This is a genomic window from Pseudomonas furukawaii (assembly GCF_002355475.1).
Lineage (GTDB): Bacteria > Pseudomonadota > Gammaproteobacteria > Pseudomonadales > Pseudomonadaceae > Metapseudomonas > Metapseudomonas furukawaii.
The window spans coordinates 1,959,511-1,972,643 of sequence record NZ_AP014862.1; the positions used below are offsets into that span (position 1 = coordinate 1,959,511).

Here is a 13,133-nt window from a genome sequence, read left to right on the forward strand (position 1 = left end):
CCATCCGCCAAAGTGTAGCGACCGCCGGTAAAGAAGCACCCGCAACGGCCGACAGACTGACTAAAGGAGGGCCCATCCCATGTTGCCGCCCATTCCCCAGAGCCTGCTTCCGGTCTCCGCCCAGCACGATGCGGTCAAGCCGCGCCCGGATATCCCCCCTGTCACACCCCTTCAGGAAAGCGCCCAGGAGAGCGCGGTCAACCTGGACAAGCGCCATCCCCAGGAGGCGGAGGAGCTGTTGCGCGAAGAGCAGCGGCGGCGACAGCGGCGCGGTTACACGCCCCAGGAGCTGGCGGACGGCGAGGTGGCCACGGAGGACCGCGCGGGGCTGGAGGAGCTGCCGAGGCAGGGGCTCTGGGTGGATATCGAGGTCTGACGGTCGCAGACTGTTCTCCCCACCTCAGGAGCCGACGCCGTTGGACCTGTTCGACGATATGCCTCTCCAGCTTCCCGATGCCGAACTGCGCTTCGAGCCCCGATTCCTCGACGCGACGGAGGCCAGCGACTGGCTGGCCCGGCTCCTGCTCGAGACACCCTGGGAGCAGCCCTGCGTCCAGCTTCATGGGCGCTACCATCCAGTGCCCCGGCAGGTCGCCTGGTACGGCGACCCCGGGGCACGCTACCGCTATTCCGGCCTGACCCACGACCCGCTGCCCTGGACGCCACTGCTGGCGGAGATTCGCGCACGGGTGGTGGAGGCGGTGGGACAGCCGCTCAATGGCGTGCTGCTCAACCATTACCGCGATGGCCAGGACGCCATGGGCTGGCACAGCGATGACGAGCCCGAGCTGGGGCGCAACCCGCTGGTGGCGTCCCTCAACCTCGGCGGCACCCGGCGCTTCGACCTGCGCCGCAAGGGCAGCGGCCGCATCGAGCACTCCCTGGAGCTGGGGCATGGCGCCCTACTGGTCATGAGCGGGCCGACGCAGCATTATTGGCAGCATCAGGTGGCCAGGACCCGCACCCCCTGCGCCCCTCGCCTCAACCTCACCTTCCGCTGGATCCGCAGATGAGCAACGACGACAACCTGATCGACTTCGGCGCCGAGCGCGACAAGCGCATCCATGATGTCCATGACCGGCGCCTGAACGACATGCGCAAGGCGTTCGAGCAGGCCATGCCCCTGCCCAAGGGCAAGAAAGGCAAGAAGCCGAAGAAGCGCTGAGCCCCGTTCTCTCGGGCGCGGCGCACGGCCGTCCTGAAGCGTGACAACGAGCCATCGGCGCTGCTGGTGACGAGTCGAGTCGCGGAGCCTGCAGGGTGGCTCCGCTACAAGTGAAACCCCTGCGCACCCCGTCCGGGACACCGGGGCTCGGCTGCGCTCAGCCGTTGTCAGGATGAGATCCGGGGGCAAGGCGGAATCTGGGCGGTGCGCATGGCACACCCTACGGACGGCCCCTTTCCCCGGGAAGTCCCTCCCTCCCCACACCCCCTGAAAATTGACCTGGATCAGTATCGCGGCAGGCTCCCCTCAGGCCCTCGGCGGCCATTGATCCAGGTCAATTTTCAAACCGGGGGCCGGCGGTAACTTGAACCCATCGAAGCAACAACGCCAAACGCAGGAGGCAGATCATGTTCGTCGATACAGTGGTACTCGCAGGCATCGGCACCGTGGGTCTTATGGTCGCCTTCTTCGCCGGCGTTGGTTACTTCATCTGGAAGGACTCCCACAAACGCAAGTCGCGTTGAGTCACTCCGGGTTTACAGGCACGCAAGGCACCTCGGGCGACTTCGGTCGCCCATTTTTTTGTTCCCGCTTTTCTTCCTTCGCGGCCCGCGCCAGACTGGCGCCATGCCGATCCAGACACTCTCCCGCCTGAACGAACTCGACCCCCTGCAGTGGGATGCCCTGCTGCCGGATGAGCAGCCTTTTCTGCGTCACGCCTTTCTGTCCAGCCTGGAAGACAGCGGCAGCGTCGGCGGTCGCAGCGGCTGGGATCCGGCGCATCAAGTGCTGCGGGATGGGCAGGGCGGGTTGCGGGCGGCCATGCCGGCCTATCTCAAGGGCCATTCCTACGGTGAGTATGTGTTCGACTGGGCCTGGGCCGACGCCTGCCAGCGAGCCGGCATCCGCTATTACCCCAAGTTGCTGGTGGCCGTGCCTTTCACGCCGGTGAGTGGCGCGCGCCTGCTGGCGGTGGACGACGGCGCGGCGGTGGAGTTGCTGGAGTCGGCGGTGGCCGATGTGATCGACGACGACCTGTCCGGCCTGCACATCAATTTCACCGACGATCTTGTCGACCGGCACCTGGCCGGGCGCACCGGCTGGCTGGAGCGCCTGGGTTGCCAGTTTCACTGGCGCAACCACGGCTACCGGGATTTCCAGGACTTCCTCGATGCGATGAGCTCGCGCAAGCGCAAGCAGATTCGCAAGGAAAGGGATCAGGTGGCGGGGCAGGGGATCGAGTTCCAGTGGCTCTCCGGCCATGAGCTGCTGGAGGCGGACTGGGACTTCATCCATGCCTGCTACGCCAACACCTACCGGGTGCGGGGGCAGGCGCCCTATCTCACCCGGATGTTCTTCAGCCTGCTGGCCGGGCGGATGCCGGAGGCGATTCGCGTGGTGCTGGCGCGGCAGGAGGGTCGGCCGGTGGCCATGGCCTTTTCGCTGCTGGGAGGCGACACCCTCTACGGGCGCTATTGGGGGTGCCTGGCGGAGTTCGACCGGCTGCACTTCGAGGCCTGTTTCTACCAGGGCATCGAGCTGGCCATCGCTTCCGGGCTCCAGCGTTTCGATGCCGGCGCCCAGGGAGAGCACAAGTTGATCCGGGGCTTCGAGCCGGTGATCACCCGCTCCTGGCACTGGCTGGTCCATCCGGGGCTGCGGGCCGCGGTGGAGGATTTCCTGGTGCAGGAGCGGGCGGGGGTGCGGGCCTACGCCGAGGAGGCGCGGGACCTGCTGCCGTTTCGGCGGGCCTGATCAGCTGATCTGGCTGGTGGCGTTGCTGCCGCTGGTGCCGCCCCATTCGAGGAAGCGGATCTTGTGGATTTCGCCCTCGCTGTCTTCGTAGACGAGGGTCACGGGGACGACGCCGATCTTGTCGGACGTATCGGTGCGGTGCAGCACCTTCTGGACGTCGATTTCCATTCCGTAGTGATAATCCACCGGCGCGACACCGGTTCCCGGATTCTGCAGGCCTTCCTGGGCGAATACGCTGGGCGCGAGGCTGGAGAGCAGGGCGCTGACAACCGAGGCCATTTTCATAGGGCTTGTATTCCTCTGTTGGGTTTCGCTGACAAGGGACTTCATCTGACCCGTCGAGAACGGTTAGTTCAGCGGTCCTTTCCGGCGGTCCCGGCCTGGTCGCTTTTTGATCGCCCGGGCGTGCCCGTGCTTGAGAGGTTGCGACCGTTTGTCGCAGGTTCGGAAATTTTTCCGGATCGGGTCTAGCGGGATACCAACCGGACGCCTGCTGCGAGAGATCCCCTTGCAGGGGCCAGGCGCGCTATTCCACCCCGACGAAACCGCCGGTCTGGTGCTGCCAGAGCCGTGCGTAGAGGCCGCCGTGGGCCAGCAACTCGGCGTGGGTGCCGCTTTCCACGATGCGCCCGTGGTCCAGCACCACCAGGCGGTCCATGCGGGCGATGGTGGACAGGCGGTGGGCGATGGCGATCACCGTCTTGCCCTGCATCAGGCTTTCCAGGCTTTCCTGGATGGCGGCCTCCACCTCCGAGTCGAGGGCCGAGGTGGCCTCGTCGAGGATCAGGATCGGGGCGTCCTTGAGCAGCACCCGGGCGATGGCGATGCGCTGGCGCTGGCCGCCGGAGAGCTTCACCCCGCGCTCGCCCACGTGGGCGTCCAGGCCATGGCGACCGCTGGCGTCCGACAGTTGCGGGACGAAGCCGTCGGCGCGGGCCTTGCGCAGCGCATCCTGCAGGTCGGCGTCGCTGGCGCCGGGGTGGCCGTAGAGCAGGTTGTCGCGGATGGAACGGTGCAGCAGCGAGGTGTCCTGGGTGACCATGCCGATGCGCGCCCGCAGGCTTTCCTGGGTCACCCCGGCGATGTCCTGGCCATCGATCAGGATGCGCCCGCCCTCCAGGTCGTAGAGCCGCAGCAGGAGGTTGACCAGGGTGGACTTGCCGGCGCCGGACGGGCCCACCAGGCCGATCTTCTCGCCAGGCCGCACCACCAGGTCCAGGCCTTCGATCACGCCGCTCCCCTTGCCGTAGTGAAAGCTCACTTCCTCGAAGCGCACTTCGCCCCGTTCCACCCGCAGGGGCTGGGCATCGGCCCGGTCCACCACCTGGCGCGGCACCGAGATGGTCTGCATGCCGTCCTGGACCTGACCGATGTTGTCGAAGATGCCGGTCACCACCCACATGATCCAGCCGGACATGTTGATGATGCGGATCACCAGTCCCGTGGCCAGGGCGATGGCACCGACGCTGATCAGCCCCTGGTCCCAGAGCCACAGCGCGAGGCCGCAGGTGCCGACGATCAGCAGGCCGCCCATGGTGGTGACTGTGGCGTCCATGGTGGTGATGACCCGCTCCATGGCCTGGGTCCGTCGGGTCTGCTCGTCGAGGGCGGCGCGGGCGTAGTCCTCCTCTTCCCGGGTGTGGGCGAAGAGCTTGAGGGTGGTGATGTTGGTGTAGCCGTCGACGATGCGCCCCATCAGTTGCGAGCGGGCGTCCGAGGAGGCGATGGAGCGGAGCTTGACCCGGGGCACGAACCAGGCGATGGCGGCGACGTAGCCGGCGATCCAGGCCATCAGCGGCAGCATCAGGCGCCAGTCCGCCTCGGCGAACAGCACCAGCGAGCTGAGGGCGTAGATCACCACGTGCCAGAGGGCGTCGACGGCCTGGACAGAGGAATCCCGCAGGGAGTTGCCGGTCTGCATGATGCGCTGGGCGATGCGTCCGGCGAAGTCGTTCTGGAAGAATCCCAGGCTCTGCTTGAGCACATAGCGGTGGTTCTGCCAGCGGATCAGGTTGGTCAGGCTGGGGGTGATGCTCTGGTGCACCAAGAGGTCATGCAGGACGTTGAACAGGGGCCGCAGGACCAGCGCCACCACCGTCATCCAGGCCAGTTCCGCGCCGTGTCGCCGGAACAGCTCGCCCGTGGGCGTGGCCTGGACCAGGTCGACGATACGGCCGAGGAAGCTGAACAGCGCAACCTCGATCAGGGCGACCGCCAGGCCCACCAGCAGCAGGGCGGCGAACAGCGGCCAGACCTGGCGCAGGTAGTGGATATAGAAGCGCAGCACGCTGCGCGGGGGCATCTGGTCAGGCGCCGGGCGGAAGACGTCGATCAGGCGCTCGAAGCGTTGGAAGAGCATGACGAATCCATCCGGGAGGGGATCGGCCCGGGCGTCCTGCCCGGACCGACGCGTGCGTCAGAGACGCTTGGCGGAGATGATCACCACCGGTTGCAGGGGCACGTTCTGGAACATGCCGCGGTTGCCGGTGGGGACCTTGGCGATCTGGTCCACGACATCCATGCCGCGCACCACCTTGCCGAACACGGCGTAGCCGAAGTCGCGGGCGCCGTGATCGAGGAAGGCGTTGTCATTGTGGTTGATGAAGAACTGGCTGGTGGCGGAGTTCACGTCCTGGGTGCGGGCCATGGCCAGGGTGCCGCGCGCGTTGCGCAGGCCGTTGTCGGCCTCGTTCCGGATCGGCTCGCGGGTTTCCTTCTGTTCCATCTGGGTGTCGAAGCCGCCCCCCTGGATCATGAAGCCGGGAATCACCCGGTGGAACACGGTGCCGTTGTAGAAACCGGCGTCCACGTAGTCGAGGAAGTTCTTCACGCTGACGGGCGCCTTGTCGGCATCCAGTTCCACCTCGATTTCCCCGGCGCTGGTGGTCAGCAGTACGTGGGGCTTGTCGGCGGCCATCAGGTTGAGCGAGACGAGCAGGGCGGCGGCGCCCAGGAGCAGTTTTTTCAGCATGGTGCTTGGTCCTTGTTGCGCTCCACTTCGTCGAGGAAGTCGAGCAGGGTGGTGTTGAAACGTTCAGGTTGGTCCAGGGGAGTGGCGTGGCGGGAGTTCTCGATGACGACCAGGCGCGCAGCCGGCAGTTCCTTCACATAGGCCTCCTTCAGGGCGACCGGGGTGTAGTCGCGGTCGGCGGTGACGACCAGGGTCGGGCACTGGATGCGCCGCAGCCGTTCCCGCACGCCCCAGCCGATGATGGCGTCGAGGGCCGCGAGGTAGGCGCGTTTGTCGTTCTGCGGCCAGCGCTCTTCCACCTTGCGGCGCAGGTCAGCCTGCTCCGGCAGGGGAAAGAGGAGGCGGCCGAGCCCCTTGGCGATCTGCTCCAGGCTGAGCAGTCGGGACAGGCTCCAGCGCTTGGCGATCTGCCAGTAATCCCCGGGGGTGTGTGCCTTCACTTCCGGGCCGCTGTTGACGATGGTGAGGCTGCGCAGCAGCTCCGGGTGGTCCACGGCCAGCTGGAAGCCGATCATGCCGCCCATGCTGATCCCCACCAGATGCACGTCCACCAGGCCCAGGTGGTCGATCAGGGCCACCAGATCCTCGGAGAAGGTGGCGATGCTGTAGCGCTCCCGGGGCTTGTCGGAGCGGCCGTGGCCACGCACATCGAGGGCCACGACCCGGTAGCGGCCAGCCAGGGCGGGGATCTGGTACTCCCAGTCGCGGATGCTGGAGCCGAGGCCGTGGACCAGCACCACCGGCATGCCGCGGCCATAGTCCTCGTAGTGCAACTGACAGCCGTCGTGCTCGAAATAGGACATCGGGGCGACCTCCAGTCAGGCGCTGGGGAGCGGGGCGGCGAAGGGGGCGTCCAGCGGGACGGAGTCGAAGGTCTTGATCAGTTCGACCAGGATCTGCGACGCCGGCCCCAGGGCCTTGTCCTTGTTGGAATAGAGGTAGAACGAAGCATAGCGGTTGCCGCCCTGTTCGAGGGGCAGCGGCTTCAACTGCCCCTCATGCAGTTCGCGCTCGATGATATGCCGCGGCAGCCAGGCGAAGCCCAGGCCGCTGCTGACGAAGTTGGCGGCGGTGGAGAGGCTGCCCACGGTCCAGCGCTGTTCCGCGCCCAGCCAGCCGACGTCGCGCGGCTGGGTGCGACCGGTGTCGCGGATCACCACCTGCAGCTGGCTTTCCAGGTCCTGGAAGTTGATCTGGCGTTGCAGGCGGTGCAGCGGGTGGTCCGGGTGGGCGACGGCGACGAACTCCACGTCGCTGAGGCCGGCCCCCAGGTAGCCCTGGATGTCCAGGCCGGTGATGGCCAGGTCCGCCGACCCTTCCAGCAGCACCTCCTCGACGCCGGAAAGCACTTCCTCGCGCAGGCGCACACGGCAGCCACGGCTTTGCGGCATGAAGGCGGTGAGGGCGCGCACCAGGCGGGCGTTGGGGTAGGCCGCGTCCACCACCAGGCGCACTTCCGCCTCCCAGCCCTGCTCCATGTGGTGGGCCAGGTCTTCCAGCTGGCTGGCCTGCTTCACCAGTTGTCGGGAGCGGCGCAGCAGCACCTCGCCGGCCTCGGTCAGCACCGCCTTGCGGCCTTCGATGCGCAGCAGCGGCACCCCCAGCTGTTCCTGCATGCGCGCCACCGTGTAGCTCACCGAGGACTGGGAGCGATGGGTGGCCTCCGCCGCCTGGGCGAAGCCGCCGTGGTCCACCACCGCCTGCAGGGTGCGCCACTGGTCCAGGGTTACGCGGGGGGCTTTCATGCTCTGCTGCTCCTCTTGTCACTGATATCGGCGAATCGGGCGCGTCCATGACGCTGCTGCCCCGTGTAACGCTCTGCTACTCTGGCGCCCTCTGCCCTGGAGAACGCCCCATGAAGAAACGCTGCTGTGCCCTGATCGCCTTGCTGCCCGCCCTGGCCTTCGCCTATCCCATCGAGGTGGAGAAGCAGGTCAACGGCGCGGAGATCGTCTACGACACCACCGACATCGACAACAACCTGGCCGCCATCAATATCCAGAACATCGGTGGCTCGACCGCCGAATGCCGGGTGGTGTTCGTCAACGGACCGGAAACCCCCAAGGTGCGCAAGGCCGTGATCGAGGCGGGCAAGAGCGCCTACCTGACCGCCAATTTCAATCGTGCGGTGATCAAGCTGCGGATCAAGCTGACCTGCAATCCTCGCTGATCCACTCGGGGGAGGGCACAGGAAGCAGCCTAGTGCCCGGCCTGCAATAAATCAACTTTATAGATTGATTGAAGTGGAAATTTACGCTTTTTAATCGATTAATGACGTCATAACCTGCGCCCCATCGACACGATCAACCCCCGATGGAGGTAGCCCCCATGTCCCGCGTACTCGTCATCGAAAGCAGCGCCCGCCAGCACGGTTCCGTTTCCCGCCAGCTCACCCAGGACTTCATCGCCCAGTGGAAGGCGGCGCATCCGGTGGACGAGGTGGTGGTTCGGGACCTGGCCGCCGAGCCGGTGCCGCACCTGGATGCCGACCTGCTCGGGGGCTGGATGAAGCCCGCCGAGGAGCAGAGCGCCGCCGAGCAGGCCGCCCTGTCCCGCTCCAACCTGCTGACCGGGGAAGTACTGGATGCCGATGTGCTGGTGCTCGCCGCGCCCATGTACAACTTCGCCATTCCCAGCACCCTCAAGTCCTGGCTTGACCACGTGCTGCGCGCCGGCGTCACCTTCACCTACACCGAGACCGGTCCGAAGGGCCTGCTCACCGGCAAGCGCGCCTTCGTCCTCACCGCCCGTGGCGGCATCTACGCCGGCGGCCCGCTGGACCACCAGGAACCCTACCTGCGCCAGGCCCTGGGCTTCATCGGGATCCATGACGTGACCTTCATCCATGCCGAAGGCCTGAACATGGGCAACGAGTTCCAGGAAAAAGGACTGGCCTCGGCCAAGGCGCAACTGGCCCAGGTGGCCTGATTCGGTCACGCTCCCCGCTCCTGCAGGTGCGCACCGCTCCTTGGGCGCACCTTCCCTGCCCGATCTGATGCAGATCGGGCTTTTTCATGATGGTGGCGTCTGCCAGCACCCGCTCCCTGCTGCTGGATGGGGGCAGGCGGTTCCCCCTGTCGTGACGAGCGCGGGCCCGTCACCGGGGATGCCGTTTTCAACAATGTGGACGGCGGTGCTGCCCGGTCGGTCAGAATTTCCCGTTGCTAATCTTTCGCGGGACGCAAGGAAGGCGTATGTTCGCCGGCTGTTTTGCGAGGCCCCGATGATTCCTTCTATGTCCCACCCGCCGAGGCGCAGATGAAGCTTTCCGGCCGCGGTGTCGCGCTGTCCGTGACAGCCTCCATACTCTTTGCCCTGATGCCTGGCTACGTTCGTGAGCTGGCGCCCCTCGACGGGGTTCAGGTGTTCGCCCAGCGGGTGCTCTGGTCGATTCCGGCAGTGCTGCTGCTGTTGCTGCTGACCCGGCAGTGGCCGACCTTCGTGGCGGTGCTCGGCCGCCTCCGGCGTGAGCCGCTGCTGCTGGCGGCGCTGCCCTTGGCGGCGGTGTTGATCGGCCTGCAATGGGGGTTGTTCCTCTGGGCGCCGCTGCAGGGGCGGATGCTGGAGGTGTCCCTCGGCTACTTCCTGCTGCCGCTCGCGATGGTGCTGGCGGGCCGGGTGTTCTATGCCGAGCGGTTGCGGCCCCTGCAACTGCTGGCGGTGATCTGCGCCTTGGCCGGGGTGCTCCACGAGCTCTGGCTGACCCGCGCCTTCTCCTGGCTGACCCTGGTCACCGCCCTGGGCTATCCGCCCTACTTCATGCTGCGTCGCTGGATGCGCCTGGACGCGCTATCCGGGTTCATCCTGGAAATGCTGGTGCTGGCGCCGCTGGCCATCTGGCTGATCCTCAGCTTCTCGCCTCCCGGCGCCTTCGACCAGGCGCCCCAGCTCTGGTGGCTGATGCCCGGCCTCGGCCTGCTGGGGACCCTGGCCTTCGCGGCGATGATGGCTTCCAGTCGGCTGCTGCCCCTGGGGCTGTTCGGCATCCTCAGCTACGTGGAGCCGGTGCTGCTCTTCGCGGTGGCGGTGGCCTTTCTCGGTGAGGCGTTCAACCCCGCCCAGCTCTGGACCTACCTGCCCATCTGGCTGGCGGTGCTGCTGATCGGCTGGGACAGCGCGAACCTGCTACGCAAGCAGGCCAGGCAAGGCCTTTAGCACCTGATCGCGCAGCAACGGCGCCAGGTTGTCCGGCAGGGGCTCACCGGGCGCCAGCCAGGCCAGTTCCTCCAGTTCGGCGGCCGCTTCCACGGGCTGGTGCAGGCGGGCGATGAAGATATCCGCCTGCACCCAGGTGTCCGCCTCGTTGGCGGCGGGCGCCTGGAACCGGCCGAGCGGGGTGAGCGTGGCGGCCTCCAGGCGGAGGTGGAGTTCCTCCTCCAGCTCGCGCTGGAGCGCCTGGACCGGGCTTTCTCCCGGCTCGCGCTTGCCGCCGGGCAGCATCAGCGCGTGCGTGCCGCGCTTGCGCACCAGCAGCAGGCGGTCGTTGGGGTCCAGGAGGCAGGCGGCGGCGATGTGCAGGGTGGTCATGGTGTCTCGGGTCGGGCGGTGGAGGCGGGGTGCGAAGCCTACCTCAGGTTTCCTGCACCCTGTCATTCGGAAATCGCGCGTTCGGGCGCGACTCCGGGTAACCTATGCAGCTGTTTTTCAAGCTCTCGACCGAGGTAGCACCCGTGTTTTCCCAATTCGCCCTGCATGAACGTCTGCTCAAGGCCGTTGCCGAACTCAAATTCGTCGAGCCGACGCCGGTGCAGGTGGCGGCCATTCCGCCGGCCCTGGAAGGGCGCGACCTGCGGGTGACCGCCCAGACCGGCAGCGGCAAGACCGCCGCCTTCGTCCTGCCGCTGCTCAACCGCCTGATCGGCGAGGCCAAGCCCCGTGAGCGCATCCGCTCGCTGATCCTGCTGCCGACCCGCGAACTGGCCCAGCAGACCCTGAAGGAAGTGGAGCGCTTCTCCCAGTTCACCTTCATCAAGTCCGGCATCGTCACGGGTGGCGAGGACTTCAAGGTCCAGGCCGCCATGTTGCGCAAGCTGCCGGACGTGCTGGTGAGTACCCCGGGCCGCCTGATCGAGCACCTCAACGCCGGCACGGTGGACCTCCGCGAAGTGGAGGTGCTGGTGCTGGACGAGGCGGACCGCATGCTCGACATGGGTTTCGCCGAGGACATGCAGCGCATCACGGAACTCTGCGCCAACCGCCAGCAGACCCTGCTGTTCTCCGCCACCACCGGCGGCAACGCCCTGCGCGAGGTGTCCAACCAGGTGTTGCGCGACCCGTTGCACCTGCGCCTGAACAGCATCGATCAGCTCAACGAGGGCACCCGCCAGCAGATCATCACGGCCGACGACCCGGAGCATAAGGAGCGACTGGCGCGCTGGCTGCTGGCCAACGAGACCTACCAGAAAGCCATAGTCTTCACCAATACCCGCGCCCAGGCCGACCTCTTCTACGGCCACCTGGTGGCGGCGGGCTACAAGGCCTTCGTGCTGCACGGCGAGAAGGACCAGAAGGACCGCAGGCTGGCCATCGAGCGCCTGAAACAGGGCGGCACCAAGGTGCTGGTGGCCACCGACGTGGCCGCCCGTGGCCTGGACATCGAGGGCCTGGACCTGGTGATCAACTTCGACATGCCCCGTTCCGGCGACGAGTACGTGCACCGGGTAGGACGCACCGGTCGTGCCGGTGGCGAAGGCCTGGCGGTGTCGCTGATCTGCCACAACGACTGGAACCTGATGTCGAGCATCGAGCGCTACCTGAAGCAGAGTTTCGAGCGTCGCGTCATCAAGGAGCTGAAGGGCAGCTACAACGGCCCGAAGAAGGTGAAGGCCTCCGGCAAGGCCGTGGGCGTGAAAAAGAAAAAGACCGACAAGAAGGGCGACAAGAAGCCCAGCGCCAAGTCCGCCGCGCCCAAACGCCGGCCGAGCAAGCCCCGCGAGGAATCCCGCGTGGTCAGCAACGATGGCCTGGCACCCCTGAAACGCCGCAAGGTCGAGGACTGATTCGGTCCCGACATCTGCGGCAAAGGTTGGGCGTCGGCGCCGCCACCGGGCTGATGCACAATCGGTCCGGTCGATTCTGCGGACAACCCGGGAGCGCATATGTCGAGAACCCTCTGGCTGGGCCTGCTGGCCCTGATGACTGGCCTGGTCCAGGCGGCGCCGGACGAACACCCCAGCGAACTCGGTACCCTCACCACCGAGGTGGTGGCGTCGGGGCTGGAGTATCCCTGGGCGCTGGCCTTTCTCCCCGATGGCCGGATGCTGGTGACCGAGCGGCCCGGCCGCCTGCGCCTGGTGACCACCGATGGAAGGCTGTCCTCGCCGATCTCCGGTGTTCCCCGGGTCTTCGCCCAGGGGCAGGGCGGGTTGCTGGACCTCGCCCTGTCGCCAGACTTCGACAAGGACCGTCGGGTCTACCTCTCCTACGCCGAGGCCGGGGATGAAGGCGGCCTGGCCGGCACCGCCGTGGGGCGCGGCACGCTGTCCGCGGATGGCGCCCGGCTCGAAGGCTTCGAGGTGATCTTCCGCCAGGCGCCGAAGCTCTCCAGCGGCCTGCATTTCGGCTCGCGGCTGGTGTTCGATCGCGACGGCTTTCTATTCGTCGCCCTGGGGGAAAACAACCAGCGACCCACCGCCCAGGACCTGGACAAGCTGCAGGGCAAGGTGGTCCGCCTGTTCCCCGATGGCCGGGTGCCAGGGGACAACCCCTTCGTCGGCCAGGCCGGCGCCCGCCCGGAAATCTGGTCCTATGGCCACCGCAACCAGCAGGGTGCGGCCCTCAATCCCTGGACCGGCGCGCTCTGGACCCACGAGCATGGCCCCCGTGGCGGCGACGAGGTGAACATCCCCCGGGCGGGCCGCAACTATGGCTGGCCACGGGCGACCCACGGCATCAACTACACGCTGTTGCCGATTCCCGAAGCCGAGGGCGAGACGGTGCCCGGTACCGAGCCGCCGCTGTACGTCTGGGAGCGTTCCCCGGCCATCAGCGGCATGGCCTTCTACGACGCGGAGCGCTTCCCCGCGTGGCGTCACAGCCTGTTCATCGGCGCCCTGGCCCAGCGGCAACTGATTCGCCTGCAACTGGACGGCGACAAGGTGGTCCACGAGGAACGCCTGCTGGAGGACCTGGACACGCGTATCCGCGATGTGCGCCAGGGGCCGGATGGTTACCTCTACCTGCTCACCGACGCGGGCGACGGCCGCCTGCTGCGGGTGGGCCTGGATCCGAAGTAAGGAGTCG

The 13,133-nt window shown here is 66.9% G+C and carries 16 protein-coding genes; 10 read left to right on the top strand and 6 right to left on the bottom strand.

From position 1 onward, the window contains the following. Positions 1–79: 79 nt before the first annotated feature. The 5 genes from KF707C_RS09080 to KF707C_RS09095 all read left to right on the top strand — a co-directional run bounded on the left by KF707C_RS09080 (position 80) and on the right by KF707C_RS09095 (position 2,920). Entirely contained in the window at positions 80–376 is a 297-nt protein-coding gene (locus KF707C_RS09080; protein ID WP_003456535.1) for a hypothetical protein, read from the top strand. Positions 377–416: 40 nt separating this feature from the next. Beyond that, positions 417–1,013, top strand: coding sequence for an alpha-ketoglutarate-dependent dioxygenase AlkB family protein (locus tag KF707C_RS09085; protein ID WP_003456536.1), 597 nt, complete (start codon positions 417–419; stop codon positions 1,011–1,013). Beyond that, positions 1,010–1,165, top strand: coding sequence for a hypothetical protein (locus KF707C_RS29440; RefSeq protein ID WP_003456537.1), 156 nt, complete (start codon positions 1,010–1,012; stop codon positions 1,163–1,165). The genes KF707C_RS09085 and KF707C_RS29440 overlap by 4 nt, the downstream gene beginning before the upstream one ends. A 407-nt stretch (positions 1,166–1,572) precedes the next feature. Further along, complete coding sequence (gene ccoM, locus KF707C_RS30010) at positions 1,573–1,689, top strand: cytochrome c oxidase subunit CcoM (protein WP_003456538.1); 117 nt, start codon at positions 1,573–1,575, stop codon at positions 1,687–1,689. Between the two features lie 103 nt (positions 1,690–1,792). Further along, positions 1,793–2,920, top strand: a complete 1,128-nt coding sequence (locus KF707C_RS09095; RefSeq protein WP_004422125.1) for a GNAT family N-acetyltransferase — start codon at positions 1,793–1,795, stop codon at positions 2,918–2,920. On the opposite strand, the gene KF707C_RS09100 is transcribed toward KF707C_RS09095, so the two are convergent. From KF707C_RS09100 to KF707C_RS09120, 5 genes are all read right to left on the bottom strand, one after another. Next, a complete protein-coding gene (locus tag KF707C_RS09100) occupies positions 2,921–3,205 on the bottom strand; it encodes a DUF2790 domain-containing protein (RefSeq protein WP_004422127.1) in 285 nt (94 codons plus the stop codon). 241 nt (positions 3,206–3,446) lie between these two features. Then, entirely contained in the window at positions 3,447–5,279 is a 1,833-nt protein-coding gene (locus tag KF707C_RS09105; RefSeq protein WP_004422129.1) for an ABC transporter ATP-binding protein, read from the bottom strand. A gap of 57 nt (positions 5,280–5,336) precedes the next feature. Next, positions 5,337–5,891, bottom strand: coding sequence for a peptidylprolyl isomerase (locus KF707C_RS09110; protein WP_004422131.1), 555 nt, complete (start codon positions 5,889–5,891; stop codon positions 5,337–5,339). Continuing rightward, positions 5,885–6,694, bottom strand: coding sequence for an alpha/beta fold hydrolase (locus tag KF707C_RS09115; RefSeq protein ID WP_004422133.1), 810 nt, complete (start codon positions 6,692–6,694; stop codon positions 5,885–5,887). Before KF707C_RS09115 ends, KF707C_RS09110 begins: the two co-directional genes overlap by 7 nt. Before the next feature lie 15 nt (positions 6,695–6,709). Then, a complete protein-coding gene (locus KF707C_RS09120) occupies positions 6,710–7,636 on the bottom strand; it encodes a LysR family transcriptional regulator (protein WP_004422135.1) in 927 nt (308 codons plus the stop codon). Positions 7,637–7,746: 110 nt separating this feature from the next. Here KF707C_RS09120 and KF707C_RS09125 point away from each other — a divergent pair, with 110 nt between their 5' ends. The 3 genes from KF707C_RS09125 to rarD all read left to right on the top strand — a co-directional run bounded on the left by KF707C_RS09125 (position 7,747) and on the right by rarD (position 10,046). Further along, positions 7,747–8,061 carry a hypothetical protein gene (locus KF707C_RS09125; RefSeq protein ID WP_004422137.1) on the top strand — a complete coding sequence of 105 codons (315 nt, stop codon included), beginning with the start codon at positions 7,747–7,749 and terminating at the stop codon, positions 8,059–8,061. 158 nt (positions 8,062–8,219) lie between these two features. Then, positions 8,220–8,819, top strand: coding sequence for an FMN-dependent NADH-azoreductase (locus KF707C_RS09130; RefSeq protein ID WP_004422139.1), 600 nt, complete (start codon positions 8,220–8,222; stop codon positions 8,817–8,819). A gap of 330 nt (positions 8,820–9,149) precedes the next feature. Continuing rightward, the gene (gene rarD / locus KF707C_RS09135; protein WP_004422140.1) at positions 9,150–10,046 is read left to right on the top strand and encodes an EamA family transporter RarD; all 897 of its coding nucleotides are present in this window, start codon (positions 9,150–9,152) and stop codon (positions 10,044–10,046) included. Here rarD and KF707C_RS09140 read toward each other — a convergent pair. After that, positions 10,017–10,418 (bottom strand): NUDIX hydrolase, encoded by a 402-nt coding sequence (locus KF707C_RS09140; protein WP_004422142.1) that lies wholly within the window; start codon positions 10,416–10,418, stop codon positions 10,017–10,019. The genes rarD and KF707C_RS09140 overlap by 30 nt on opposite strands. A 143-nt stretch (positions 10,419–10,561) precedes the next feature. On the opposite strand from KF707C_RS09140, the gene KF707C_RS09145 reads away from it, so the two are divergent. Together KF707C_RS09145 and KF707C_RS09150 are read left to right on the top strand one after the other, a co-directional pair. After that, positions 10,562–11,890: a DEAD/DEAH box helicase gene (locus KF707C_RS09145; RefSeq protein WP_004422143.1), complete on the top strand. Its 1,329-nt coding sequence runs from the start codon at positions 10,562–10,564 to the stop codon at positions 11,888–11,890. 99 nt (positions 11,891–11,989) lie between these two features. After that, positions 11,990–13,126, top strand: coding sequence for a PQQ-dependent sugar dehydrogenase (locus KF707C_RS09150; RefSeq protein ID WP_004422145.1), 1,137 nt, complete (start codon positions 11,990–11,992; stop codon positions 13,124–13,126). The last annotated feature ends 7 nt before the right edge of the window (positions 13,127–13,133 follow it).